Source organism: Streptomyces sp. JLSY215 (genome assembly GCF_059682825.1).
The window spans coordinates 7,129,217-7,154,852 of the sequence record NZ_CM185022.1; the positions used below are offsets into that span (position 1 = coordinate 7,129,217).

The window sequence follows — 25,636 nt, forward strand, 5'->3', positions numbered from 1 at the left end:
GCGTGCGAGCGGCGGCCCGCTGGACCCACGCCCACCTCAGATCGCACCGCGCGGCGGCGGTGCTCATCGTGCTGGCAACGGCCGGGATCACCGTCTCGCTGCTGCTGGCGAGCGCCCTTTTCGCGTACGCCACCGACCCCTGGCAGCGGGTCTTCGCGCAGTCCCGCGGCGCCCACGTATGGATCCACACCCAGGCCGGCGCGCCCGCCGCCTCGCTCGCCCGCCTGGACGAGGTACGCGCCGCCTCCGGCCCCTTCCGTACGGTCCGCACCACCGCCGCCCTCCAGCTCGGCGGCTCCAAAGCGACGCTCGAACTGCGCGGCGCACCGGCGCTGCCCACCACCGCCGTCCCGCAGATCGCCGCGGGCCGCTGGCTCGACCCGGCCGCCGATACGGGCACCCGCGCGGGCGCGGACCGCGGCATCGTCCTGGACAGCTCGGTGGCCCGCGCGATGTGGGCCAAGCCGGGCGACTCCCTCGCGCTGAGCGGCTTCCCCGCGCCCCTGCGGGTGGTGGGCGTCGCGGACACCGCCGAGGCCGGTTTCCGCGCGGGCGAGACACCGGGCGTCGCCTGGGTGCTCCCCGGCACGCTCGCCGCCTCGGACGCCGGCCCCGACCAGCGCGGCCGGACCGTCGGCCTGCGCCTCACCGACCCGGACGACACCGACTACGTCGTCCAACGGGCGGTCACCCGGCTCGGCGCCGACCAGATCACCGACGTCTCCACCTGGCGGCAGGCCAAGGCCGCGGCCGCGGGGGACAACCAGCTCCTGGGCCGGCTGCTCGCCCTGTTCGGGCTGGGCGCGCTGTGCGCCGCTGCCCTGGCGGTCGGCGGCGCGATCAGCACCCGCGTCCACGGGCACCTCAGGGACATCTCCGTCCTCAAGGCCATCGGCTTCACCCCCAGCCAGGTGGTCCGGATGTTCCTCGCCCTGCACCTGGGCTTCGCGCTGGTCGGCGGCGCGCTCGGCGCGCTGCTCACCCGGACGCTCGGCCCCCTCGCCCCCGGCCGGATCGGTGAGGCGCTGGCCCTGTGGCAGGACCTCCCCGGAAACGCCTGGCTGCCGCTTGCCGTCCCCGCCGGTGTGGTGGTCCTCATCGGCTCGGCGACCTGGCTGGCCGCGTGGCGGGCCGGACGGGTCCCGCCGGTGCCCGTCGCCCGCGCCGCCGTACCCTCCGGCCGCCGGGTGCCGGGCTCGACCCGGCGCGCGCTCGGCCTCGGTGTCCCGCCGGCCGTCGTACTCGGCTGGCGCGGCGCCTTCCACCGCCCGCTGCGCGCCACCTCGGCCGTGGCCCGGCTGGCCGTTCCGCTGCTCCTGATCACCATCGCCCTCGGCGCCTGGGCCACCATGAACCGCTTCACCGCCCACCCCGAGCGGGTCGGCCTGCCCGCCGCCCTCACGGCACGCTCCGACACCCTCGGCGAGCGGGACCTGCACCGGCTGCTGGCCGCGCAACCCCGGGTGACCGCCTACCCGGGTGTCGAGGTCCAGGCCCTGGTACCGGGACAGACCGGCACCATCACCCTGCGCGGCCTCGGAACCCAGGCGCACCCCTACCCGTTCACCGTCGTGGAGGGCCGCACCGCCGACGGCCCCGACGAGGCGATCGCCGGGCAGGGCCTGCTCGACCTCCTCGACGCCCAGGTCGGCGACTGGGTCCGGATGACCGTCGCCGGACAGCCGCACGTCCTGCACATCGTCGGCCGCGGCATCGAACCGGCCGACGGCGGCCGGGTCATCTCCACCGGCCTGGACACCCTCCGCGACGGCGCCACGGCGCTGCACCCCGACTTCTACAACCTGGTCCTCCGCCACGGCACCGACCCGGCCGCGGTCCGCGACGCCCTGACCGATGCGTCCGCCGGCCGCCTGGAAGTCCGCGCCATCCCCAACCCCGCCGACCAGCTCTCCGCGGTGCGCGCCGTCATCATCGGCCTGATCGCGGTCCTCGTGCTGATCGGCCTGGCCGAGCTGTCGACCACGGTCGCCGCCGGAGTGCGCGACCGCGGCCGCGACCTCCTCGCCCTGCGGGCCGTCGGCCTGACCCCGCGCCAGATCGCCGCCGTGATCGTCGCCGCGACCGTCTTCGTGGCCCTGGCCGCCGTGCTGCTCGGCACCGTACTCGGCGTGTTCGCCGCCGAATGGCTCATCGACCTCCAGGGCCACACCAGCGGCTGGGGAACGGGCATCGCCCAGCGCCCGGCGGTGCGCACCCTGGCGCTGGTCGACGCGGTCGCGGTGCTGGTCGCGGGGGCGGTCTCGTTGCTGCCGGCGGTGCGGGTGGCGCGTCGCCGGCTGGCGGATTCGGCCAGTGCGGTGGTGTAGGGCCCGTCCCTCGGGTCCGGCGCTTCCCGCCGCCACCGCCCCCGCCCGCTGACCCACCCGGGTAGATCTGCACTGGTCTGGACCTCCGGAGTTATCCACAGGCCTGGTCCGGTTGTTCGGGGCCGCGTAACGTGACGAGGCATGAAGATCCTGATCAGCGCGGACATGGAAGGCGCAACGGGCGTGACCTGGCCCGCCGATGTGCTGCCGGGTACGCCGCAGTGGGAGCGCTGTAGGCATATGTTCACCTCCGATGTGAATGCGGCGATCGCCGGATTCTTCGATGGCGGGGCCGATGAGGTGCTCGTCAACGAAGCGCACTGGACGATGCGCAATCTTCTGCTGGAGCAGCTCGACGAGCGGGCGCAGATGCTGACGGGCCGGCACAAATCGCTCAGCATGGTCGAGGGCGTCCAGCACGGTGACGTCGACGGAATCGCCTTCGTCGGCTATCACACCGGCGCGGGCACGGAAGGCGTCCTCGCGCACACGTACCTGGCGAATACGCTCACCGGCGTCTGGGTCGACGGCACCCGGGCGAGCGAGGGATATCTCAACTCCCTTGTGGTGGCCGAATACGGCGTGCCGGTGGTGCTGGTCACCGGCGACGACCGGACCTGCCAGGACGCGAAGGGCTACGCCCCGGACGCGCCCGGGGTGGCCGTCAAGGACTATGTGTCGCGGTATGCCGCGGTGTGCCGGCCCCCGGCCCGTACGGCGGCCGACATCCGGGCCGCGGCGTCGTCGGGGGCGGCGCTGGCGGTGCGCCACGATCCCGTGCGGCGCGGTCCGTACCGCTTCGAGATGGAATTCGACGCCGAGCATCTGGTGGGCGCGGCGACGTGCGTGCCCGGCGTGGAGCGCAGCGGAGAGCGCCGCGTGACGTATACCAGTGAGAACATGTACGAAGCCATCCGGTGCTTCAAGGCGGTCACCACCGTCGTCTCGTCCGCCGTGGAGGAACAATATGGCTGAGCAGCAGGGGGACCGCACCAGATCCGTCGGCCCCACCAAAACCGTCGGCCCGGCAAGAGTCGTCGGACCGGCCAAGGCCGTCGATCCCCTCGACCGCGTGGATGAGCAGGCCCTGGACGAAGTGGTCCGCTTCACCTCCGAGCTGATCCGCATCGATACGAGCAACGCCGGTGACGGCGCGTGCCAGGAGCGCCCGGCCGCCGAGTACGTCGCCGAACGGCTCGCCGAGGCCGGACTCGAACCGGCGCTGCTCGAACGGACCAAGGGCCGTACGAACGTCGTCGCCCGGATCGCCGGCGCGGACCCGTCGGCCGATGCCCTGCTGGTGCACGGCCATCTGGACGTGGTGCCCGCCGAGCCCGCCGACTGGAGCGTGCATCCGTTCTCCGGCGAGATCATCGACGGTGTGGTCTGGGGCCGGGGCGCCGTCGACATGAAGAACATGGACGCGATGGTGCTGGCGGTCGCCCGGCAGTGGGCGCGCACGGGGGTCCGGCCGCGGCGCGACATCGTGCTGGCCTTCACCGCCGACGAGGAGGCCAGCGCCCACGACGGCTCGGGATTCCTCGCCGACCACCACGCCGACCTCTTCGCGGGCTGCACCGAAGGCATCAGCGAATCCGGGGCGTTCACCTTCCACGCCGGCGGCGGCATGCGGCTGTATCCGATCGCGGCGGGGGAGCGCGGCACGGCCTGGCTGAAGCTGACCGCCCATGGCCAGGCGGGTCACGGATCCAAGGTCAATCACGCCAATGCCGTCAGCCGGCTGGCCGCCGCCGTGGCCCGCATCGGCGAGCACAGCTGGCCGGTCCGGCTCACCCCGACCGTACGGGCCGCGCTCCGCGAGCTTGCCGCGCTGCACGACATCGACGTCGATGCCCTGTCGCCCGACATCGACGTCGACGCCCTGCTGAGCAAGCTCGGACCGTGCGCCAAGCTGGTCGAGCCGACGGTCCGCAACAGCGCCAACCCGACGATGCTGGACGCCGGGTACAAGGTCAATGTGATCCCGGGCAGCGCCGTCGCCTATGTGGACGGCCGGGTCGTCCCCGGTGGCGAGGCGGAGTTCCGTACCACCATGGACGCCCTCACCGGACCCGACGTGACCTGGGACTACCACCATGGCCAGGTCGCTCTCGAAGCCCCGCTGGACTCCCCGACCTACGCCGCGATGCGGGCCTCGGTCGAGCGGTTCGACCCGCAGGGCCATGTCGTCCCGTACTGCATGTCCGGCGGCACGGACGCCAAGCAGTTCTCCCGGCTGGGCATCACCGGCTACGGCTTCTCGCCGCTCAAGCTGCCGGAGGGCTTCGACTATCAGGCGCTGTTCCACGGCGTCGACGAGCGGGTGCCGGTCGAGGCGTTGCACTTCGGGGTCCGCGTACTCGACGACTTCCTGAGACAGGCCTAGGCGCAAGCAGGGCGGCGGCGGGGCAGGAAGAGGGCGGGCACCAGAGCGGTGTCCGGCAGAGGAGGAACATCAGCATGGTGACCACGGCTCCCTACGGCGCCTGGCCGTCCCCCATCGACGCCCGGACGGTTGCCGCCCATGACGGCCGTCCGGCCTTCGTCGGCACGGTCGGCGACGAGGTCTGGTGGACGGAGCCGCGGCCCGCCGAGGGCGGGCGCCGGGCGCTGGTCCGCAGGCGCCCCGACGGCGCGGTGGAGTCGGTACTGCCCGAGCCCTGGAACGTCCGCAGCCGGGTGCTGGAGTACGGCGGCCAGCCCTGGGCCGGTTCGGTCACCGAGCACGGACCCCTCGTGGTCTTCAGCAACTTCGCCGACCAGCGGCTGTACGCCTACGAGCCGGAGGGCGACGCCGCCCCGCGCCCGCTCACCCCGCTGTCCGAGGTCGGCGACGGCCTGCGCTGGGTCGACCCCGTGCTGCGCCCGGAGCTCGGCGAGGTGTGGTGCGTGCTGGAGGAGTTCACCGGCGACCGTCCCACGGATGTGCGCAGGGTGATCGCCGCCGTGCCGCTGGACGGATCCGCTGCCCAACACCGCGCTTCGGTAAGGGAGTTGACCGACGACCGGCATTGTTTCGTGACCGGCCCGCGGATCTCGCCGGACGGACAGCGGGTGGCCTGGATCGCCTGGGACCATCCCCGCATGCCCTGGGACGGCACGCAGGTGATGCTGGCCCGGATCACGGCCAAGGCGGAGTTCGACGAGGTCCGGCCGGTGGCCGGTGACCCCGGGCCCGGCGCGCCGGGCGGCGGGGCGACCGGGGAATCGGTCGCGCAGATCGAATGGGCCGCCGACGGCACGCTGCTCCTCGTCTCCGACCTCAGCGGCTGGTGGGAGCTGCAGCGCATCGACCCCGACGGCGGCCGGGCGGAGCCGGGGGAGGCCGCCCGACGGGGCCTGTGCCCGTCCCGCCAGGAGGAGTTCGGCGGTGCGCTGTGGAACGTCGGACAACGCTGGTTCCTGCCCCTGGAGAACGGCACCCTCGCCGCCATCCACGGCCGCGGCACGACCACCCTGGGCATCCTCGACCCGGTCTCCGGTGAGCTGGTCGACGCGGCGGGCCCCTGGACGGAATGGGCCCCGACCCTCGCCGTCCACGGCAGCCGCATCATCGGCGTCGCCGCCGGCCCGCACGGCTCGTACGAGATCGTCGAACTGGACGCCTGCACCGGCCGCGCCCGGGTGATCGCCGCCGGCCACACCGATGTGGTGGACCCGGCCTACTACCCGACGCCACAGATCCGTACCTTCACCGGCCCCGACGGCCGGGACGTCCATGCGCACATCTATCCACCGCACAACCCCGGACACACCGCCCCCGAGGGCGAGCTGCCGCCCTACGTGATGTGGGCGCACGGCGGCCCCACCGGCCATTCCCCGCTCGTCCTCGACCTGGAGCTGGCGTATTTCACCTCCCGGGGCATCGGCGTCGCCGTGGTCAACTACGGCGGTTCGACCGGCTACGGCAGGGAGTACCGCGAGCGGCTGCGCGGCCAGTGGGGCGTGGTGGACGTCGAGGACTGCGCCGCCGTCGCCCGTGCGCTGGCGGACGAAGGCACCGCCGACCGCGCCCGGCTGGCGATCCGCGGCGGCAGCGCCGGCGGCTGGACCACCGCCGCCTCGCTCTCGGCCACCGACGTCTACGCCTGCGGCGCGATCAGCTACCCGATCCTGGACCTGGCCGGCTGGGCGACCGGCGAGACCCATGACTTTGAATCGCAGTATCTGGAGTCGCTGGTCGGCCCGTTCGCCGAGGTCCCCGACCGCTACCGCGAGCGCTCGCCGCTGCATCGCGCGGACCGGATCGCCGCGCCGTTCCTGCTGCTCCAGGGGCTGGACGATGTGATCTGCCCGCCGGTGCAGTGCGACCGCTTCCTCACCGAGGTCGCCGGGCGCGGCATACCGCACGCCTATCTCGCCTTCGCCGGTGAGGGCCACGGCTTCCGCCGCGCGGAGACCATCGTCCGCGCCGTGGAAGCCGAACTCTCCCTCTACGCCCAGACCTTCGGCTTCACCCGCGACGACATCCCGGCACTGGAGCTGCGCACATGACGGTGACGAGGGCGATTCGGCCGCCACGCCTGCGGCCCGGCGACCGGGTGGCGGTGGTGGCGCCCAGCGGCCCGCTCTTGCCCGAGCGGCTGGACTGCGGGCTGGATGTGCTGCGCGGCTGGGACCTCGACCCGGTCGCCGCACCCCACGCCCGGGACGCCCATGGCGCCCTGGGCTATCTCGCTGCCGCCGACGCGGACCGCGCCCGCGACCTCCAGGAGGCGTGGTGCGATCCGTCCGTCAAGGCGGTGTTCGCGGCGCGCGGCGGCTATGGCGCGCAGCGGATGGTCGACCTGCTGGACTGGGCCGCCATCCGGGCCGCCGCCCCCAAACCGCTGATCGGCTTCAGCGATGTGACGGTGCTGCACGAGGCGTTCGCGGTGCGCGCGGGGGTGGCGACGGTGCACGGCCCGGCGGTCGCGGGCGAGGTGTTCCTCAAGGACGACGCCACGCGGGAGGGGCTGCGGCGCACGCTCTTCGCTCCGGAGACGGTCCGCACGGTGGCCTCGGCATCCGCCCGGCCGCTGGTGCCGGGACGGGCCCGCGGGGTCACCCTGGGCGGCTGCCTGACGATGCTCGCCACCGAGCTGGGCACCGCGCACGCCAGGTCGGGTGCGGCGGGCGGACTCCTGCTGCTGGAGGATGTGGGGGAGCCGCCGTACCGCATCGACCGGGCGCTGACCCAGCTGCTGCGCGCCGGCTGGCTGGACGATGTCGCCGGGGTCGTCCTCGGCTCCTGGGCGCGCTGCGGGCCTTACGAGCGGGTGCGAGAGGTGCTGGTGGACCGGCTGGGCGGGCTGGGGGTGCCGGTGGCCGAGGAGTTCGGTTTCGGGCACGGCGACTCGGCGCTGACGCTGCCCCTGGGCGTACCGGCGGAGCTGGATGCGACGACCGGCACGCTGACGTTCGAGACACCCGCCCTCAGCTGAACTCCCGCGCCGGATCGCTCCGCCCCCCGCGTCGGACCGCGGTGAACCGACGCGGGGGGGGGAGGGCTGCGAGGGGCAGCGAGCGGCAGCGAAAGGGCAGGAAAAAGGCAGCGAACCGACCGTGAAACTGCCACTAACTGACGCCGCAGCAAAGGGAACTGACTTCCTGCCAGTAACTCCTGTCAGGAGCGTTGACACCTCGGTTACTCGTGTCACAACATGAGGCGCCGTTACCGACTGGTTGGTACGGCTGTCCTTGTGGAGGTCATTCGTGCCCAGCGTGTCCCGAGCCGTGTCCCGCCCCGTACTCCGCACTTCTCTTGCCCTGCTGGCCGGCACCGCCCTCGCCGCGCCCCTCGTCCTGGCCGCCCCCGCGAGCGCGACCGCGGCCGACCCGTACACCGTGACCGCGCTCAAGGTGACCGTCCGCGCCGGCGACCGCAACTGCACGCTGGACGCGGACCTCTACCGCCCGGCCGGCGTCGACGCCGCGCACCCGGCGCCCGCCGTACTGACCACCAACGGCTTCGGCGGCAGCAAGGCGGACGGCTCGACCGACGCCACCGCCAAGGCCTTTGCCGCGCGCGGCTATGTCGCCCTGGCCTACTCCGGCCTAGGCTTCGGCAGGACCGGCTGCCCGATCTCCCTCGACGACCCCAAGGCCGACGGCCGGGCCGCGAGCGAACTCATCGACTTCCTGGCGGGGTCGCGCACCTCCGACGACGGCACCCGGGTCGACTACGTCACCAAGGACGGCAAGGGCGATCCGCGGGTCGGCATGATCGGGGGCTCGTACGGCGGGGCGATCCAGATGGCCACCGCCTCGGTCGACCACCGCGTCGACGCCCTGGTCCCGCTGATCACCTGGAACGACCTCTCGTACTCCCTCGACCCCAACAACACGGGGCGTACGCAGGGCGTCAGCGGACCCGTGCCCGGTGCGTACAAGCATCAGTGGACGAACGGGTTCTTCCTGATCGGCGAGGCGCAGGGGCTGCTCAACCCGGGCCTGGACCCGTCGCGGTGGGGCGGCGCGGGCTGTCTGCACTTCGTCGCGCCGGCCTGTGAGACCAAGCGGCTGCTGGATTCCCGCAGGTACCCGACGGAGAAGACGGCCACCATGCTGGCGTACGCCCGCAGCGTCTCCCCCGTCTCGTATCTGAAGTCGGTCAAGGCGCCCACGCTGCTGGTGCAGGGCCAGGCCGACACCCTCTTCAACCTCAACGAGGCCACCGCCACCTACCGCACTCTCACCGCCCAGGGCACGCCTGCCAAGATGATCTGGCAGTCCTGGGGGCACAGCGGCGGGATGAAGGACCCCGCGAAGGGCGAACTCGACCTGGGAAAGGGCAACTTGGAGACCAGCTATGTCGGTAAGCGGATCCTCGCCTGGTTCGACCGCTATCTCCAGCACCGGAAGGGCACCGACACCGGCCCCGCCTTCGCGTACTACCGGGACTGGGTGACCGAGGGGCCCACGTACGCCACCTCGCGCACCGTCCCCGGGGGCGACGGTCAGAAGCTGTATCTCTCCGGGGACGGCAAGCTCGTCGACAACCGCAAGAAGGTGGCGCGCGGCAGCCGGGAGTACCGCAATCTGCTGGTGCCCACCAGCCATTCGGAGAGCTCGCTGGCCGGGATGCTCGGTCTGCCGGACCCCGCCCCGTACGACATCAAGGGCACCTATCTGGACTGGACGTCCGCCCCGGTGGCGGGCCGGCCGGTGGATGTGGTGGGCGCGCCCAGGGTGACGCTGAACGTCGTCTCGCCCAGGACCGAGCGGGTGCAGAACTCCGGCGACGCGGCCGACAAGCTGGTGCTCTTCGCGAAGCTCTACGATGTCGCGCCGGACGGAACGAAGACGCTGGTGCACCGGTTGGTGGCCCCGGCCCGGGTGCCGGATGTGACCCGGAAGTTCACCGTGGAACTCCCGGGCATCGTGCACCGTTACGAGCCGGGGCACCGTCTGCGCTTCGTGATCGCCGCGAGCGACACCGCCTATGCGGGCAATCGCGGAGTGAAGCCCGTGACGGTCACCAGCGCGCCCGAGGACACCGGTGTGCTCGAACTTCCCGTCACCCAGGGGACGTTGAGGTAGCGCCGGGCGGTGCGGCGGCGGATGGGGCGGACTTCATCGGGACGGCAGGGACGGCCGGGAGCGGGGGCGGCAGGGACGAATGCCGGGGCGGGCGCGCTCAGGCGTCCGTCAGTTTGATGGCCTGCACCGGGCAGGCGCGGACGGCCTCGTGCAGGAGCGGGTCGCCCGCGCCGTCCTCGCGGCCGGGCAGCACCTGGCTGAAGCCGTCGTCGTCCTGGGTGAAGATCTCCGGCGCGGTCAGGGCGCACTGCCCGGAGCCGATACACACTTCCTGGTCGATGACGATCCGCATCTCGGACCCCTTTCACTTGTCCACTGCCACCGGCGCCGTCCACCAGGTCGCCGGCAGCTCGATCCTGCCTTGCAGGGTGCCACCCGGCATGAACGGAATGCCGGTGGCGGGTGCGGCGAGTCGCGGATCCGGGGCCCCTCCGGGCGCGCGGACGGAACGGGGAAGTCCGGGTTCCGCCGGTCGGACGAGAGCCGAGGGGCGGTGAGCGGCGCCCGCGCCTCGGCGTGGCCGGTTACCGAGCCGGGTCGCCAGCGGCTCGACGGCCACCGCCGCGAGCCCGCCCTCGCCCATGGCGGCCAGCGCGGCATCCGCCCAGTCGCCGGCTGGCCCTGGCGGCGCCGAGCGCGGGGGAGCGGGAGCGGGCCAGGGCACAGGCGTAGCGGCGGCCTCTGGTGGTGCATTGGTGGCACTCGGTGCCACACTGCCGGTATGGCGCAGCGATGGCACACCGATACGGATCTGGCCTGGGCGGTGCTCGGCGGCGACCCGGCCTGCACGGAGCGCATCACGTACGGCGGGCCGCCCGGTCCGCTGCCGGCCCGGCTGCCGGTCATGGCACTGGCCCGCACCACGGTCGCGGTCTGCGCACTCGCGGCGGCGGAGCTGACGGCCGAGCGCACCGGCGGCCCGGTACCCGCCGTACGGGTCGACGACGGCGCGGTGGCCACCGCCTTCCTCAGCGAACGCCATCTGCGGATCGACGGCCGGGCGCCCTCGGCGTTCGCCCCGCTCTCCCGCTTCTGGCGCACCGCCGACGGCTGGGTGCGCACCCACGCCAACTACCCGCACCACCGCGCCCGGTTGCTGCGTGCGCTGCGCCTGCCGGAGACCGCAGGCCCGGCGGAGGTCCGGGCCGCACTCGCCGGGCGCCGCGCCGAGGAGGTGGAGGAGGCGGTCTACGCGGCGGGCGGGCTGGCGGTCGCCGCCCGCACCCCCGAGCAGTGGGCCGCCCACCCACAGGGCGCCGCGGTGGCCGCGCACCCCCTGCTCACCCTGGACACCCTCGACGACGGCACCCCGCCCCGCCTTCCCGCAAGCCCGCAGGAGCAGGGCGGACCCGTGCTGCCCGCCGCCGGGCTGCGGGTGCTGGACCTGACGCGGGTGCTCGCCGGGCCGGTCGCCACCCGTACGCTCGCGCTGCTCGGCGCGGATGTCCTGCGCATCGACGCTCCCCAGCTGCCGGAGAGTCAGGACGCCCACAGCGACACCGGTTTCGGCAAGCGCTCCACCGCCCTCGACCTGGCATCCCGTTCCGGCCGCGCGGCCTTCGAGTCGCTGCTGACCGCCGCGGACGTCGTGGTGACCGGCTACCGTCCGGGCGCCCTGGACCGCTTCGGCCTCGCCCCCGAGGCCCTGGTCGCACGCCGCCCGGGGCTGGTCGTCGCCCGCGTCTCCGCCTGGGGCGACGACGGGCCTTGGGGCGAGAGGCGGGGTTTCGACAGCCTGGTCCAGGTGGCCACCGGGATCGCCGCGATCGAGACGGACGCCGGCCCCGCGTCCGAGGACCCGGCGGAGAGCGGCGGCACCCCCGGCGCGCTGCCCGCGCAGGCGCTGGACCACGGGACGGGGTATCTGCTGGCGGCGGCGGTGCTGCGGGGGCTCACCGAGCGGGCACGGGTGGGCGGTTCGGGCGTGGCGACGCTGGCGCTCGCCCGTACCGCGCGGTGGCTGGTGCACGGACTGCGGGGCGACGGCCGGGCGGCGGATGCGCCGGGCTACGACGCCGAGCGGTACCTCCGGTCCACCGACAGCCCGGTGGGACGGCTGCGTTACGCCCTGCCGCCGGTCTCGTTCGACGGCGGGCCGGACACGTGGGCGACGCCGCCGGGGCGCTGCGCGGCGGATCCGCCCAGGTGGCGGTGAGCGGGCGGCGGCAGCGGCGCCGCGCCGGACCACCCCTGGGCGGCCCGTACCGCGGTCCCTCCGTACGATCTCCCGATGACCTTCAGCGATCAGTACCTCGCCCGCGGCCCCCGGGTCGGCATCCGCCCCTTCACCGCCGCCGACCGGGACGAGTTCACGGCGCTCGCCCGGGAGAGCACCGAGCTGCACCGCCCCTGGCTCTTCCCGCCGGGCACCGACGCCGACTACGAGAGCTATCTGCAAAAACTGCAGGAGCCGCAGCGCGCCGGCTTCCTGATCTGCGAGCACGACAGCGGCCGGATCGCGGGCTTCACGACGATCAACAACATCGTGCACGGCGCCTTCCGCTGCGGCGCCATCGGCTACGGCGCCTTCGCGCACGCCGCCGGCCGCGGACTGATGACCGAGGGCCTGCGGCTCGTCGTGCACCACGCCTTCGAGGAACTGGGCCTGCACCGGCTGGAGGTCAACATCCAGCCCGCCAACACCGCTTCCCTCGCACTGGTCCAACGCGCCGGATTCCGGCGGGAGGGCTACTCCCCGGACTTCCTCTTCATCGACGACGCCTGGCGCGACCACGAACGCTGGGCGCTCACCAGCGGCGAGGCCCAGGGACCGGTCTTCGGCCGCACCGTGCCCGTCTTCCGGATCTTCGACATCGCCAAGGCCCACGAGTTCTACGTCGACTACCTCGGCTGCACCGTCGACTGGGAGCACCGCTTCGAGCCCGGTATGCCGCTGTACACGCAGGTCTCCCGCGGCGCCCTGGTCCTGCACCTGTCGGAACACCACGGCGATGCGACCCCCGGCTCCACGATCTACACGGAACTGACGGGGGTGCGGGAGCTGCACGCCGAACTGGCGGCCAAGGACTACCCGTATCTGCGCCCCGGCCTGGAGGACGACGAGATCGGTACCTCCCTCAACCTGACGGACCCCTTCGGCAACCGCCTGCGCTTCACCGAACCGCCGCGCCCCGAGGGTCGCGCGGCGGGGAGCCCCGAGGCCAAGAGCCCTACCGGCCCTTGCGGTTGATCTTCATCGTGTCCATGTCGGTGGCCGTGGAGCGCAGCTCCCGACAGCCGAGTCCCGCTTCCCTGAGCGCGGTCTCCGCCCTGTCCTCGGCGAGCGCCGCCGCCATCTCCTCGCCGTCCGCCGCGTCGGAGACGATGACGTAGCGGTAGCTGAAGGAGTGCAGCGCGGTGTCGTACGCCAGCGAGCCCTCGGGCGTGAACCGCAGCTGCGACAGCCCGTGGTCGTCCACCTCGGCGAGCAGCTTCGCCCGGGACTCGGCCGTCAGGCCGTCCCACTTGCCGCGCACGATCACTCGATAGGTGTGCTGGGTCGTCGCCATGGGTGCCGTCTTCCGTTCCGCTCTGCCATGCCTGAGGGGGCCGAAGCGTCAGGGTATTTCGGCGGCACTTCCGGAGCCTGCCATTTTTCCCGTGCACCCGTGCATCTGCGGCCGTGCACCCGTGCACCGGTGTGAGCCCCCCGTCCCGCGGCCCCGGCCCCGAGGCGCCCCCCGCCGCTTTCCTCGGGGGCGTCTTTGCGCAACCCTGACCCCGACCGCCGCAAGAAGCCCTGTTCAGAAGGGCGCTGACAGGGTTCCATGGTCAACAGGAGGCCGCCGGAGCCGAGGTGGCCGGTCCAACCCTGCGAGGCAGCCGTGGCCACGAGTGTGCGACGCACCACCCTGACCCTTCCCGCCGCCCCCATCGGCCCGGACAACCCGCTCCCGGCCCTGCGCCCCGGCCGCGATCCGCACCGCATCGAGATCCCCGGGGACGCCGGCCTGCCCGCCGCGATGGCGCGTCAGATCGGCTACGAGCCGCTGCGTTCGATCCTGCCCACCAGGCTGCGCGACGGCTACGGCCGCGACCGCCGCGCCACCGACCTCGACGCGCTGGTCCTGGAGAACGACCGGCTGCGCGCCACCGTCCTGCCCGGCCTCGGCGGCCGGGTCCACTCCCTGTACCACAAGCCGACCGACCGCGAACTCCTCTACCGCAACCCCGTGTTGCAGCCCGCCAACTTCGCCCTCAACGGCGCCTGGTTCTCGGGCGGCATCGAGTGGAACATCGGCGCGACGGGCCACACCACGCTCTCCTGCGCCCCGCTGCACGCCGCTCGTGTCCCGGCGCCGGACGGCGGCGAGATGCTGCGCCTGTGGGAGTGGGAGCGGCTGCGCGATCTGCCCTTCCAGGTGGATCTCTGGCTGCCGGAGGGCTCCGACTTCCTCTACGCGGGCGTACGGATCCGCAATCCGCACCACCACACCGCGCCGGTCTACTGGTGGTCCAACACCGCCGTCCCGGAGGACGCGCGCACCCGGGTGCTGGCCCCCGCCGACGAGGCCTGGTCCTTCGGCTACGAACGGACCCTGCGGCGCGTCCCGGTCCCCGCCTCCGACGGCGCCGACCGGACCTACCCGCTGGACAGCGAGTTCCCCGCCGACCACTTCTACGAGATCCCCGACGGCGAACGCCGCTGGGTCGCCTCCGTGGACGGCGCGGGCCGGGGCCTGGTGCAGACCTCCACCGACACGCTGCGCGGCCGCAAGCTCTTCCTGTGGGGCGCGGGGCGGGCCGGGCGGCGCTGGCAGGAGTGGCTCACCGAGCCGGGCACCGGCGGCTACGCCGAGATCCAGGCCGGTCTGGCCCGGACGCAGCTGGAGCACGTCCCGCTGGAAGCCGGCGGCGAGTTCGCCTGGCTGGAGGCGTACGGGCCGCTGGCCGCCGACGCGGCGACCGTGCACGGGAGCGACTGGGCGGCGGCCCGCGGCGAGGTCGCCGACCGGCTGGAGGCGGCGCTGCCGCGGGCGGAGGTGGATGCCGCGTACGCCGCCTGGCGGCCGTACGCGGACCAGGAGCCCAAGGGTTCGCTGGCCACGGGCTCCGGGTGGGGTGCGCTCGAAGTGGCCCGCGCGGGCCTCGACCTGCCCGGAACGCCGTTCGACGAGGGGACCCTCGGTGCGGCGCAGCGGCCCTGGCTGATGCTGCTGCGGACCGGCGATCTGCCGCCCGTCGGCCCGCTCCCGGGTCCGGCGCTGGTCGCCCCGGCCTGGCGCGATCTGCTGGAGTCGGCGCGGCCGGGCCCGGCCACCGACTACCACCTCGGCCTCGCCCAGTGGCACGCCGGCGACCGCGCCCAGGCCGTACGCAGCTGGGAGCGGGCGCTGGCGGCCGGCGGTGGCCGGCTGTCGCTGGACGCCCTGCCGCTGTACTGCCTGGCCGTCGCCGAGGCCGAGGCGGGCGATGCGGAGCGCGCCGCCGAACGGTATGCGGAGGCGTTCGGCTGCGCGGCCCGGTTCGCCGAGACGCTGGCGTCCGAGGACGCGTCCGCGCGCATCTGGCGGTCGGTGCTGCCCGCGCTCGCCCGGGAGGCGGTCCCGGCACTGCTCGCCGTCGGGCGCGCCGACGAGGCCTGCGATCTGATGGCGCATCTGCGCCAGGAGGACCTGGCCGCCGGCCGGTTCCGGCTGCTGACCGCTCAGGTCCTGCTCGCCGAGGGCGAACCGGCCGCCGCCCGTGCGGTCTTCGACGCAGGCTTCGAGATCGCCGATCTGCGGGAGGGCGACGAGACCCTCAGCGACACCTGGTACGCCATCGCCGAACGCCTGGTCGCGGGTTCCGGCCCGGTCACGGACGAGGTCCGGGCCAGGGCGCGCGCCGAACACCCGCTGCCGCAGCGGTACGAGTTCCGGATGCGGCCGGTGTGACGGGCGGTAGGTGTGACGGGCGAGCGGTGTGACGGGCGAGCGGTGTGACGGAGCGGTGTGACGGGCAGGCCGGGGGTGCCGCGGACCGGAGGCGACGGGCGGGCCACGCCCGCACCGCGCCCCCGGCGCACCCGCGTACGCCATTGGGGGAAAGTTCCCGCGACCGCGGAATGATCCCCGCTCATCACGGGTTGTGACGGATCATGAAGGCAATCAGCGTGAACAGCTACGGCGGCCCCTCGGTCCTCGAATACACCGACCAGCCGGATCCGAAGGTCGGCCCCGACTCGGTCCTGATCCGGGTCAGGGCGGCCGGCGTCAATCCCGTCGACTGGAAGATCGTCGAGGGCTATCTCGATTCGATCATGTACGCCTACTACCCGCTGATCCCGGGGTGGGATGTGTCGGGCGTGGTCGAGGCGGTCGGCGCCGATGCCACCGAGTACGAGGTCGGCGACGAGGTCATCGGCTATGTCCGCAAGGACGTGGTGCAGCACGGCACGTACGCCGAGCTGGTCGCCGCCCCGGTCCGGACCCTGGCGCGCAAGCCCGCCTCGCTCAGCTGGCAGCAGGCCGCGGGCCTCCCGCTCGCCGGGCTGACGGCCTATCAGTCGCTCCGGCGGGTCGGCACCCAGCGGGGCGAGACGGTCCTGGTGCATGCCGCGGCGGGCGGCGTCGGCTCCTTGGCCGTACAGATCGCGGTGGCCGAGGGCGCCCGTGTCATCGGTACGGCCAGCGAGCGCAACCACGACTTCCTGCGGTCCCTGGGCGCCGAGCCGGTGACGTACGGTGACGGGCTGGAGGACCGGGTGCGGGCGCTGGCGCCCGAGGGGGTGGATGTGGCCCTGGACTTCGTCGGCGACGGCGTTCTGGATGTGTCGCAGCGGCTGCTCAAGGACCGCAGCCGGCTGGTGTCCATCGCCGACGGCGAGGTTCAGGCGAAGGGCGGCCACTTGGTGTGGGTGCGCCCGGACACCGCCGATCTGACGGCGCTCGGCGATCTGGCGGAGGCCGGGAAGCTCGTGGTGCGGGTCGACGCGACGTTTCCGCTGGCCGAGGCGGCCGAGGCGTTCAAGCGCAGCATGTCGGGGCGGTCCCGCGGCAAGATCGTGCTGGAGGTCTCTTCCTGACGCCGGCTCAGCAGCCTGCGACGCGGCCCGGGGCGGCCTTCCTCCGGCTCCCCGGACCTCGTCGTCGGCGGACCCTCTTCACCGGCGCGCCCTGACGGGAGGCGGGTCATGCCTGTTGTGGTGCGCGCCGCCCGGCGGCCCTTCCGCCGTGCGCGGTCAGGCGCCCGGTCCGGCGTCCTGTTTCCGGTCGACGTATTCGAAGACCGACCCGTCCGGATGGCGGGCCACGAGGTTGCGGCCGATCGGGGTCGACAGTGGCCCCGCGATGATGTCCGCGCCGACCGCCTTGAGGTCGGCGAGCGCCTCGTCCACGTCCTTCACGGCGATGGTCGCGGTGATCTTCCGCAGCACCGACAACTCCGCCTCGGGGCCGCTCATCAGGAAGAAGCACCCGACGGCCGCGACCGCCACGCCGCCGCGCTGGAAGCGTAGGGCCTCGGCGCCGGTGAGCCGTTCATAGACGGCGACCGCCGCATCGAGATCGCCGACACATACCCGCAGTGAGGTCCCCAGAATGTCCATACGGGGCAGCCTAGTTGGGCACCCCGGTGGCACGCATCATGGTCACACCCGGCACAGGATCTCGCCGTGCAGGACGGCGAACCAGCCGTCCTCCTGCGCGCCCCACTCCCGCCAGGACCGGGCGATGGCCGCCAGCTCCTCGGCCGTGGCGTGCCCGCCGTCCACCGCGATCCGGGCGTAGCCGGAGGCGACCGTACGGTCCGCCCACAGTTCGCTCCACCAGGACCGCTCCTCGGGGGTGGCGTAGCACCAGGTGCTCGCGGTGGCGGTGACGGCGGACCGGTCGAAACCGGCCTGGCGTGCCCAGGCGTGCAGCTGGCGTCCGGCGTCCGGCTCGCCGCCGTTGGCGCGGGCCACCCGCAGATACAGCCGCTGCCAGTCCGTCATCCCCGCGACCTCCGGGTACCAGGTCATGGCCGAGTAGTCCGAATCGCGGACGGCGACGATCCCGCCGGGCTTGGTGACCCGGCGCATCTCGCGCAGCGCCTGCACGGGATCGCCCACGTGCTGCAGCACCTGATGGGCGTGGACCACGCAGAAGGTGTCGTCCGGGTAGTCCAGGGCGTGGACGTCACCGACCGCGAACCGGACGTTGGTGACCCCGCGCCCGGCGGCGGTGGCGCGCGCCTGGTCCAGTACCGCCGGTGCGTGCTCCAGGCCGGTGACCTGCCCGTCCGGGACCAGCGCGGCCAGATCGGCGGTGATGGTGCCGGGGCCGCAGCCGATGTCCAGGATCTTCATGTGCGGCCGCAGCGAATCCAGCAGATATCCGGCCGAGTTGGCGGCGGTGCGCCAGGTGTGGGAGCGCAGTACGGACTCGTGGTGGCCGTGCGTGTAGACGGCGGACTCCTGCGGCATGGTCGGCTCCTTCGCGTGACCGGGGCGTACGGGTCATGGGTGGTGACCGCGCGGTGGGCGTGCAGTGGTGTGCCGTGCACGCCCGCCCGCGCACTGGTCACACCGTACGCGCGAATCTCGTATCTTGAGAGTGCCGTCTTATGATGTGAGCGTCCTATTCGGGCAGCAGGCGATAGACCGGCAAGGCCTCGTTCTGCTTCTCCAGCGTCAACTCGCCCTTCGACGCGCTGACTTCGCCGTCGAAGGCGAGCGCCGTCCCGTCCGGGAGGCCGCTCAGCCGCAGCCGGCGCATCCGGGCCTCGCCGAGGACCGGCGAGCTGCGCGGCGTGCCCGTCAACGCCGCGACGAGCAGCCGGGTGCGGGCCAGCCGGCCGCCGTGCACCACCCGGACATCGAGCACCCCGTCCGCCAGATCGTGCCGCCGCACCGGAGCCAGCCCCAGGCCCCGGTACTGGCAGTTGCCGACGAACAGCAGCCACACCGAGCGCCGCCTGCCGTTGACCTCGATGGTCAACGGCTCGGCGGTGCGCAGCACTTCCCAGGCCGCGAGCACCCCGGCGGGCCAGGCCCCGATCCGGCTCGCCCACCGCTCGCGGATCCGCACCAGCTCCGGATACACGCCGATGGAGAAGGTGTTGAGGAAGTAGCGGCCCTCCTTGTGCGGCCCGCTCCGGAAGTGCGCGAGATCCACCGCGACCGCTTCGCCGCTCTCCAGGGCGCGCGCCGCCTCCGCGTAGGTCTCGATCCCCAGGTCGTACGCGAAGTGGTTGTGGGTGCCGCCCGGCAGTACCGCCAGCGGCAGACCGTGCCGCAGGGCGACCGTCGCCGCCGCGTTGACGGTGCCGTCGCCGCCGATCACCCCCAGCGCCCCGCCCTGCTGCCGGGCGCGCTCAGCGGCCTCCTCCAGAAGGTCCGCCAGCGGCTGAGCCTGCGGCCCGCGGTACTCCATGACCTCGGCGTGCGGCAGCACCCCCTGCACCTCCTGGGCGCGGTCCGGGCGCGGCCCGGCGCGCTGCCCCGAGCCCTGGTTCGCGACCACCACCAGGCCCCGCCCGCCGGGCAGCGCGGGTGCGGAGGCGCGGGGCCGGGCGGGCGGCGCCAGCTGGGCGCGGGTCGGCGCGAAGCCGCGGACGGCGAAGGCGGCACCGGCGCCCAGCGCCGCCCCGGCCAGCACATCGCCCGGATAGTGCACCCCGGTATAGATGCGGGAGAAGGCCACCGACGCGGCGATCGGCGCCAGCGCCAGCCCCCACCACTTGTTCTCGAACGCCACCCCGGTGGCGAAGGCCACCGCCGAGGCCGCGTGCCCGGACGGGAAGGAGGAGGTGACGGGCTGGCGGTGCAGCTGCCGGATCACCGGAACCGCGTCCAGCAGCGGCCGCGCGCGCCGCACGGACCGTTTGCCGAGCGTGTTCACCGTCGCGGAGGCCACCGCCAGCGAGGCCATACCGCGCAGCGCGGCCCGCCGTCCGGGTCTGCCGCCCAGGGCGGCGCCGCCCGCGGCGAGCCCGCACCACAGCAGCCCGTGATTGGCACTGCGGGACAGCCGCGGCAGCACGCGCTGGGCCCCCGGCCATTCGCGCGCGGCGATCCGGACGAAGGCCAGCCGGTCGAGTTGGGTCAGTATTTTGCGCATGCGGCACCTTGTACCCCGGCGGGGCCGCGGCAGACCCGGGCGCTGCCGAACGGGGGCGGGCGGAGCCGCCCGGGGCGCGTGGGGGATACCGGCCGTCGGCGGGGCGGGGCCACCCGAATGGCGTAATGCGCCGTCCGCCCCGCCCGCTCCTCGCCGTGAGCCGCCGCGGAAGGGCGGGGCAGCCCTACCCACCGCACCCGCCGCCCGCGCCCGGACCGGACGCCGGGCCGCTCCACACCTCCGTGGCTACCATGCTTGCGAGCGAAGGAAAGGGGCTTTTACTGCCCAATGGCGAATATCCGCATCCATGCATATACACCGTATATGCGTCGCATATGCGCCGTGTGCATGCGTCGCGTGTCAGCGCCATGTACCTGCGCCGGATGCCCGCGCACCCCTGTGCGGGCACCCGGCGATGCGCGTCCTTCGCTCCGCCCGGCGCTGCCGAACCGGCATGCCCCGGCCCGCCGTCGCAGGCGGCGCATCCGCTCGTCCCCTCTTACTCAGGGAGTTCGTATGGAATCCGGCCCGAACGTCTGGAACTGCCCCTTCGACTACGCCGAAGGCCTTGAGTTCGACCCCACGCTCAAGCGCCTGCTGGACGAGGAACCGGTCGCCCGCATCCGTCTGCCGTACGGGGAAGGCGAAGCATGGCTCGTCACCCGGTACGAGGACGTGCGCACCGTGACCACCGACCGGCGCTTCAGCCGCCACGCCGTCGTCGGCCGGGACTTCCCCCGGATGACGCCGGAGCCGATCGTCCAGGCCGAGGCGATCAACGTCATGGACCCGCCCGACAGCAGCCGCCTGCGGAGCCTGGTCTCGAAGGCGTTCGCGCCGCGTCAGGTGGAGCGGATGCGGGCCGGTACCCAGCGGATCGTGGACGAACTGCTGGACCGGATGAGCGAGCAGGGCGCGCCCGGCGACCTGATGGAGAACCTGGCGTCCCCGCTGCCGCTGACCACCATCTGCGAGGTCCTCGACATCCCCGAGTCCGACCGCGCACCGCTGCGCGCGTACGCCCGCACCATGATGAACACCAGCCTGGACAACAAGGACGACGCCATCCGGGCCAAGGCCGAGATGCGCGCCTACTTCGCGGAGCTGACCGCGCAGCGGCGCGCGCACCCGGCGGACGACCTGATCAGCGCCCTGGCCACGGCGCGCGACGGGGACGAGATCCTCGACGAGCAGGAGCTGACCGTCATGGCCATGGTCCTGCTCATCACCGGCCAGGACACCACCACGTACCAGATCGGCAACCTCTCCTACCTCCTGCTCACCCGGCCCGATGCGCTCGCCATGCTGCGCGCCGACCCCGGGAGGCTCCCGCAGGTGATGGAGGAGATGCTGCGGTTCATCCCGTTCCGCAAGGGCGTCGGTATTCCCCGCGTCGCCCTGGAGGACGTGGAGCTGAGCGGTGTGAAGATCCGGGAAGGGGACATCGTGCATGTCTCCTATCTGACGGCCAATCGGGACGGCCGGAAGTTCGACCGGCCCGACGAGCTCGATCTGGACCGCGAGAAGCCGCCCCACATGACCTTCGGCTGGGGCGGGCACCACTGCCTGGGTGCCCCGCTCGCCGTCATCGAGCTCGAAGTGGCCCTCGGTACCCTCCTGAAGCGCTTCCCCGAGCTGAAACTGGCGAAGCCGGCCGAGGAGATCCGCTGGAACGAGACCTCTATCTGGCGCTATCCGCTGGCACTTCCGGTCATCTGGTGACATCCGCACCGCAGCGGCATGCGAACGTCACCCGACTGCCGTACCGTTGCTGGGACAGATGACCCACCCTCACAGGGAGAGTTCATTCTTCGACGGCTGGCCCGCTCGCGTCCCTCCCCGGGGCATCGACCCGGGCCGCCGGAACCGTCAGTGGTTCTGTTGCACCCAATCGAGCGCATGCATTGCCGCGGCGGCTACCGCCGGCCCACCACACCCCGTAAGGCAGAGCCAGGGATCGTACCGAGCGGACCACAGTCTGCTAGGAGTCCATTCCATGGCGGTTCTGTGCAAACCGGCAATCGCAGTCCCTGAATACATCATCACCAGGGACGACACCCTCGAACTCGCGCGCCAGCTGCACTACGACCATCTGCAGCTCAAGAAGGTGCTCCGGCTCATCGAGCATACGGGCGTGGTCAGACGCCATCTGATCCTGCCGATCGACAAGGTGCTGGAGCACCCGGGGCTCGACGCCCGCAGCGCCATCTACGAGGAGGAGTCCAAGGCCCGGGTCCCCTCCGTGGTGCGCAAGGCGCTCGACCAGGCCGAGCTGGAACCGAAGCAGATCGACCTGATCATCTACGTGTCCTGCACCGGCTTCATGATGCCGGCGCTCACCGCGTGGCTCATCAACGAAATGGGCTTCCGGTCGGAGACACGGCAGATCCCGATAGCCCAGCTCGGCTGTGCGGCGGGCGGCGCCGCCATCAACCGCGCGCACGACTTCTGCCGGGCGTACCCCGACGCCAATGTGCTGCTCGTCGCCTGCGAGTTCTGCTCGCTGTGCTACCAGCCCACGGACCTGGAAGTCGGGTCGCTGCTGTCCAACGGCCTGTTCGGCGACGCGGTCGCGGCCGCCGTGGTCCGGGGCAACGGCGGCACCGGCGTCCACCTGGAACGCAACGGCTCGTACCTCATCCCGCACACCGAGGACTGGATCTCCTACGCGGTGCGGTCCACCGGATTCCACTTCCAGCTGGACAGACGCGTACCCGGGACCATGGAGCCGCTCGCCCCGGCCCTGCGCGCCGTCGCCGAGCAGCAGCACTGGAACGCGGGCGACCTGGACTTCTACATCGTCCACGCCGGCGGCCCGCGCATCCTGGACGACCTGTGCCGCTTCCTCGACGTGCCACCCGAGGCATTCCGCTTCAGCCGCGCGACACTCACCGAATACGGCAACATCGCCAGCGCCGTGGTGCTCGACGCCCTGGGCCGGATGTTTGACGAACATTCGGCGCTCGACGGCCAGCGGGGGCTGCTGGCGGGATTCGGGCCCGGCATCACCGCCGAGATGGCCCTGGGGACATGGACATCCAGCCCCGCGGGGACGGGCTGAGCGCACCCGAGTGCGGCCGGCCCCGCACGGGCCGGCCGCGCACCCGCTCGTACGAAGGGGTGACCCGCTGGCCCATCCGGCCCCGCCCCGCCCCGCCGCGCGCCCCCTCCGTCCCACCGCTGACGTGTCGCCCCGGTCGCCACCCGCCCCATCTGCCAAGGTGGTCGGAGCCGTCAATCATGTGACGGTCCCATGATCGCCTGCCGTCGCGGAGGGTGGAGGTACGGATGCAGCGGACCGCCCCGGATCCGGCGCCGGACCCGCCGGTGGGCCTTCCGGTGCTCCCGGACCTCGCCGCGCACCTCTCCGCCGCCGCCGGCCGCAGCGAACCGGAACCCCCCGGCGGCTCCCCGGCGCTGCGCGCCGCCGCCTGCGGCTACTGGGCACGCCGCGGCCTGGACACCGACCCCGGTCATACGCTCGCCGCCCCCGGCGCACCCCTCCTGCTCCTGGCGCTGTACGCCGCGGCCGACGGCGCCGTGGTGCTGCCGCGGCCCTGCGCCGAGTGGTACGCACCGCCCGCCCGGCTGCTCGGCCGTCCGGTGCACTTCGCGCCCGTCCCGGCCGAATCCGGCGGTATGCCCGACCCGTTCGCGCTGCTGGAGACCGTCCGCCGGGCCCGGATGCACGGCGAGCAGCCGCGCGTCCTCGTCCTGTCCGTCGCCGATGACCCGACGGGCACCTGCCCGGCGCCCGAGCAGCTGCACGAGGTGTGCGAGGCGGCGGCGGGGGAGGGGCTGTGGATCGTCAGCGACGAGTCGTACCGCGATCTGCTGCACGATCCCCATGACACCGTGGTGCTCAGCCCCGCCGAGATACTGCCCGACGAGGTCGTGGTGCTCACCGATCTGCGCGCCACTCTCGCCCCCGCCTCCTGGCCCGCGGCGCTCGCCCGCTTCCCGGACACGGAACGGGGCGCCGCCCTCCGTGCCGCGGCCCGGGAAACCCTGGCCGCGCTGCGCGCACCGCTCCCCGGCCCCCTCGCCTGCGCCCTCACCCACGCCCTCGGCGAACCGGACCCCGTACGCAGCAGAACCGCCGCCGCCGCCCGGCTGCACGCCACGCTGACCGCGGCCCTCCACCGCACCCTCACCGCGGTCGGCGCGGTCTGCCGCCCGCCGCACTCCGGCAGCCATGTGTACGCCGACCTCGAACCGCTGCGCCGCGCCCTGACGACCCATGGAATCGTGGAACCCCACGCGCTGGAGCGGGAGTTGGCGCCCTGGTCGGCCCGAGGCGGGGACCGCTTCGGGGACGATCCGGGGGCGTTGCGGGTACGGCTGGGCTCCGAGGCGCTGCTGGGCGCCGGCCGGGAGCTGCGCGGGCGCGCCCTGGAGGCGCCCGACCCCCTCGAACTTCCCGCCGTCGCCGATTCGTTGACCGCCCTGTCGCGGGCGCTGGCCGCGCTCACGGACCCGGCGGACGGCTGATCCGCCGCTGCCCGGTCGCCCCGATGCCGCCCCCGATGCGCCCCACGCGTCCCCGATGCGTCCCTTGAATGGAGCCCCTCGATGACCGAACAGACCGAGCGCTCGGTCGCCGAAGCCCGCGCCGCCACCGCGCCCACCTCAGCCGCCCCGCCGGTCACCTCTGAAGCCGCCCCGCCCGTCACCCCCCACGCCGCCCCCGGTCTCTCACACGCCACTCCCGACCTCCCGCCTCCGCTCGTCGCGCCGCGCCCCCTGGGGGAGCCCCGGACCTGGCCCAGGGATTTCACCCACCGGCTCACCGCGCCGCTGCCCGGCGTCCGCGCGCTGGCCCGGATCGCCCGGGAGGGCAAACTGCGCCCGGTACCCGAATCGCTGCGGGAGATCCAGGAACTCCCCTTCGAGCCCGGCCCGATGCCCGCCGCCGGACCCACGACCGTCGCCCTCACCTGGGCCGGGCATGCCAGCTGGGTGATCCGGATCGGCGGACTGACCGTACTGACCGACCCGGTCTGGTCCCGCAAGATCCTCGGCACCCCCGCCCGGGTCACCCCCGTAGGCGTCCGCTGGGAGGACCTGCCGGCCATCGACGCGGTCGTCATCAGCCACAACCACTACGACCACCTGGACGCCCCGACCCTCAAGCGGCTGCCCCGCCACACCCCGCTGCTGCTCCCCGCCGGGCTGGCGCCCTGGGCCCGCCGCCGCGGCTTCACCCACGTCACCGACCTCGACTGGTGGGAGGCCGTTGAACTGCCCGCCCCCGACGGCCCCGTACGCTTCGACTTCGTCCCCGCCCACCACTGGAGCAAGCGCACCCTGACCGACACCTGCCGCACCCTCTGGGGCGGCTGGATGCTCACCGCGCCCGACGGGCGCCGGCTGCACTTCGCGGGGGACACCGGTTACGGCCACTGGTTCGAGGAGATCGGCCACCGCTACCCCGGTATCGACCTGGCGATGCTCCCCATCGGCGCCTACGATCCGCGCTGGATGCTGCGCCCCGTGCACACCGACCCGGAAGAGGCCGTACGGGCCTGCCAGGACCTGGGCGCGCGGGCGCTGGTGCCGATGCACTGGTCCACCTTCCTGCTCTCCGCCGAACGGCCGATGGAACCGCTGCACCGGGTGCGCGCCGCCTGGGCCGCCACCGGCCGTCCCCGCGAGGACCTGTGGGATCTGCCGGTCGGCGCCTCGCGGGTGCTCGCCGAGGCCTGACGCCCCGCCGGCCCGCCACCGCGCACAGGGCGCGGAACCGGAGCCGCCGGATTCGCTTTC

The 25,636-nt window shown here is 73.3% G+C and carries 18 protein-coding genes and 2 pseudogenes; 15 read left to right on the forward strand and 5 right to left on the reverse strand.

The window, feature by feature from the left end:
- Positions 1-2: 2 nt before the first annotated feature.
- The 6 genes from AC5677_RS31645 to AC5677_RS31670 all read left to right on the forward strand — a co-directional run bounded on the left by AC5677_RS31645 (position 3) and on the right by AC5677_RS31670 (position 9,848).
- Positions 3-2,327 (forward strand): ABC transporter permease, encoded by a 2,325-nt coding sequence (locus tag AC5677_RS31645; protein ID WP_497191293.1) that lies wholly within the window; start codon positions 3-5, stop codon positions 2,325-2,327.
- 141 nt (positions 2,328-2,468) lie between these two features.
- On the forward strand, positions 2,469-3,302 hold the full coding sequence (locus tag AC5677_RS31650; RefSeq protein ID WP_497191294.1) for a M55 family metallopeptidase: 834 nt from the start codon (positions 2,469-2,471) through the stop codon (positions 3,300-3,302).
- On the forward strand, positions 3,295-4,713 hold the full coding sequence (locus tag AC5677_RS31655; RefSeq protein WP_497191295.1) for a M20/M25/M40 family metallo-hydrolase: 1,419 nt from the start codon (positions 3,295-3,297) through the stop codon (positions 4,711-4,713). The genes AC5677_RS31650 and AC5677_RS31655 overlap by 8 nt, the downstream gene beginning before the upstream one ends.
- A gap of 74 nt (positions 4,714-4,787) precedes the next feature.
- Complete coding sequence (locus AC5677_RS31660; protein WP_497191296.1) at positions 4,788-6,821, forward strand: prolyl oligopeptidase family serine peptidase; 2,034 nt, start codon at positions 4,788-4,790, stop codon at positions 6,819-6,821.
- Entirely contained in the window at positions 6,818-7,750 is a 933-nt protein-coding gene (locus AC5677_RS31665) for a S66 peptidase family protein (protein ID WP_497191297.1), read from the forward strand. Before AC5677_RS31660 ends, AC5677_RS31665 begins: the two co-directional genes overlap by 4 nt.
- A gap of 271 nt (positions 7,751-8,021) precedes the next feature.
- The gene (locus tag AC5677_RS31670; RefSeq protein WP_497191298.1) at positions 8,022-9,848 is read left to right on the forward strand and encodes a CocE/NonD family hydrolase; all 1,827 of its coding nucleotides are present in this window, start codon (positions 8,022-8,024) and stop codon (positions 9,846-9,848) included.
- A gap of 97 nt (positions 9,849-9,945) precedes the next feature.
- Here AC5677_RS31670 and AC5677_RS31675 read toward each other — a convergent pair whose 3' ends face one another.
- Positions 9,946-10,140, reverse strand: coding sequence for a ferredoxin (locus tag AC5677_RS31675; RefSeq protein WP_497191299.1), 195 nt, complete (start codon positions 10,138-10,140; stop codon positions 9,946-9,948).
- 429 nt (positions 10,141-10,569) lie between these two features.
- On the opposite strand from AC5677_RS31675, the gene AC5677_RS31680 reads away from it, so the two are divergent.
- The 3 genes and pseudogenes from AC5677_RS31680 to AC5677_RS31690 form a co-directional block, all read left to right on the forward strand.
- Entirely contained in the window at positions 10,570-12,003 is a 1,434-nt protein-coding gene (locus AC5677_RS31680) for a CoA transferase (RefSeq protein WP_497191300.1), read from the forward strand.
- Positions 12,004-12,078: 75 nt separating this feature from the next.
- A pseudogene (locus AC5677_RS31685) lies at positions 12,079-12,603 on the forward strand (GNAT family N-acetyltransferase); the annotation flags it as partial.
- Between the two features lie 30 nt (positions 12,604-12,633).
- A pseudogene (locus AC5677_RS31690) lies at positions 12,634-13,038 on the forward strand (glyoxalase superfamily protein); the annotation flags it as partial.
- Here AC5677_RS31690 and AC5677_RS31695 read toward each other — a convergent pair.
- Positions 13,019-13,357, reverse strand: coding sequence for a DUF6204 family protein (locus AC5677_RS31695; RefSeq protein ID WP_497191301.1), 339 nt, complete (start codon positions 13,355-13,357; stop codon positions 13,019-13,021). The pseudogene AC5677_RS31690 and the gene AC5677_RS31695 overlap by 20 nt on opposite strands.
- A gap of 315 nt (positions 13,358-13,672) precedes the next feature.
- On the opposite strand from AC5677_RS31695, the gene AC5677_RS31700 reads away from it, so the two are divergent.
- Complete coding sequence (locus AC5677_RS31700; protein WP_497191302.1) at positions 13,673-15,724, forward strand: DUF5107 domain-containing protein; 2,052 nt, start codon at positions 13,673-13,675, stop codon at positions 15,722-15,724.
- A gap of 203 nt (positions 15,725-15,927) precedes the next feature.
- On the forward strand, positions 15,928-16,854 hold the full coding sequence (locus tag AC5677_RS31705) for an NADP-dependent oxidoreductase (protein ID WP_497191303.1): 927 nt from the start codon (positions 15,928-15,930) through the stop codon (positions 16,852-16,854).
- Between the two features lie 156 nt (positions 16,855-17,010).
- Here the strand turns inward: AC5677_RS31705 and AC5677_RS31710 are convergent, their stop codons facing one another.
- The 3 genes from AC5677_RS31710 to AC5677_RS31720 all read right to left on the reverse strand — a co-directional run bounded on the left by AC5677_RS31710 (position 17,011) and on the right by AC5677_RS31720 (position 19,870).
- Positions 17,011-17,376, reverse strand: a complete 366-nt coding sequence (locus AC5677_RS31710) for a VOC family protein (RefSeq protein WP_497191304.1) — start codon at positions 17,374-17,376, stop codon at positions 17,011-17,013.
- A gap of 42 nt (positions 17,377-17,418) precedes the next feature.
- Positions 17,419-18,234 carry a class I SAM-dependent methyltransferase gene (locus AC5677_RS31715; protein WP_497191305.1) on the reverse strand — a complete coding sequence of 272 codons (816 nt, stop codon included), beginning with the start codon at positions 18,232-18,234 and terminating at the stop codon, positions 17,419-17,421.
- Positions 18,235-18,388: 154 nt separating this feature from the next.
- Entirely contained in the window at positions 18,389-19,870 is a 1,482-nt protein-coding gene (locus AC5677_RS31720) for a bifunctional phosphatase PAP2/diacylglycerol kinase family protein (protein ID WP_497191306.1), read from the reverse strand.
- Positions 19,871-20,386: 516 nt separating this feature from the next.
- On the opposite strand from AC5677_RS31720, the gene AC5677_RS31725 reads away from it, so the two are divergent.
- The 4 genes from AC5677_RS31725 to AC5677_RS31740 all read left to right on the forward strand — a co-directional run bounded on the left by AC5677_RS31725 (position 20,387) and on the right by AC5677_RS31740 (position 25,576).
- Positions 20,387-21,592: a cytochrome P450 gene (locus AC5677_RS31725; protein WP_497191307.1), complete on the forward strand. Its 1,206-nt coding sequence runs from the start codon at positions 20,387-20,389 to the stop codon at positions 21,590-21,592.
- 274 nt (positions 21,593-21,866) lie between these two features.
- Positions 21,867-22,931 carry a type III polyketide synthase gene (locus tag AC5677_RS31730; protein WP_497191308.1) on the forward strand — a complete coding sequence of 355 codons (1,065 nt, stop codon included), beginning with the start codon at positions 21,867-21,869 and terminating at the stop codon, positions 22,929-22,931.
- A gap of 227 nt (positions 22,932-23,158) precedes the next feature.
- On the forward strand, positions 23,159-24,361 hold the full coding sequence (locus AC5677_RS31735) for an aminotransferase class I/II-fold pyridoxal phosphate-dependent enzyme (RefSeq protein ID WP_497191309.1): 1,203 nt from the start codon (positions 23,159-23,161) through the stop codon (positions 24,359-24,361).
- Between the two features lie 81 nt (positions 24,362-24,442).
- A complete protein-coding gene (locus tag AC5677_RS31740) occupies positions 24,443-25,576 on the forward strand; it encodes an MBL fold metallo-hydrolase (RefSeq protein ID WP_497191310.1) in 1,134 nt (377 codons plus the stop codon).
- Positions 25,577-25,636 lie beyond the last annotated feature (60 nt).

Coding starts and splice junctions, on each gene's coding strand:
- AC5677_RS31735 (WP_497191309.1), top strand. CDS start 23,159: ATGCAGCGGACCGCCCCGGATCCGGCGCCGGACCCGCCGGTGGGCCTT.
- AC5677_RS31655 (WP_497191295.1), top strand. CDS start 3,295: ATGGCTGAGCAGCAGGGGGACCGCACCAGATCCGTCGGCCCCACCAAA.
- AC5677_RS31720 (WP_497191306.1), bottom strand. CDS start 19,870: ATGCGCAAAATACTGACCCAACTCGACCGGCTGGCCTTCGTCCGGATC.
- AC5677_RS31725 (WP_497191307.1), top strand. CDS start 20,387: ATGGAATCCGGCCCGAACGTCTGGAACTGCCCCTTCGACTACGCCGAA.
- AC5677_RS31665 (WP_497191297.1), top strand. CDS start 6,818: ATGACGGTGACGAGGGCGATTCGGCCGCCACGCCTGCGGCCCGGCGAC.
- AC5677_RS31660 (WP_497191296.1), top strand. CDS start 4,788: ATGGTGACCACGGCTCCCTACGGCGCCTGGCCGTCCCCCATCGACGCC.
- AC5677_RS31695 (WP_497191301.1), bottom strand. CDS start 13,357: ATGGCGACGACCCAGCACACCTATCGAGTGATCGTGCGCGGCAAGTGG.
- AC5677_RS31710 (WP_497191304.1), bottom strand. CDS start 17,376: ATGGACATTCTGGGGACCTCACTGCGGGTATGTGTCGGCGATCTCGAT.
- AC5677_RS31730 (WP_497191308.1), top strand. CDS start 21,867: ATGGCGGTTCTGTGCAAACCGGCAATCGCAGTCCCTGAATACATCATC.
- AC5677_RS31650 (WP_497191294.1), top strand. CDS start 2,469: ATGAAGATCCTGATCAGCGCGGACATGGAAGGCGCAACGGGCGTGACC.
- AC5677_RS31680 (WP_497191300.1), top strand. CDS start 10,570: ATGGCGCAGCGATGGCACACCGATACGGATCTGGCCTGGGCGGTGCTC.
- AC5677_RS31675 (WP_497191299.1), bottom strand. CDS start 10,140: ATGCGGATCGTCATCGACCAGGAAGTGTGTATCGGCTCCGGGCAGTGC.
- AC5677_RS31740 (WP_497191310.1), top strand. CDS start 24,443: ATGACCGAACAGACCGAGCGCTCGGTCGCCGAAGCCCGCGCCGCCACC.
- AC5677_RS31705 (WP_497191303.1), top strand. CDS start 15,928: ATGAAGGCAATCAGCGTGAACAGCTACGGCGGCCCCTCGGTCCTCGAA.
- AC5677_RS31715 (WP_497191305.1), bottom strand. CDS start 18,234: ATGCCGCAGGAGTCCGCCGTCTACACGCACGGCCACCACGAGTCCGTA.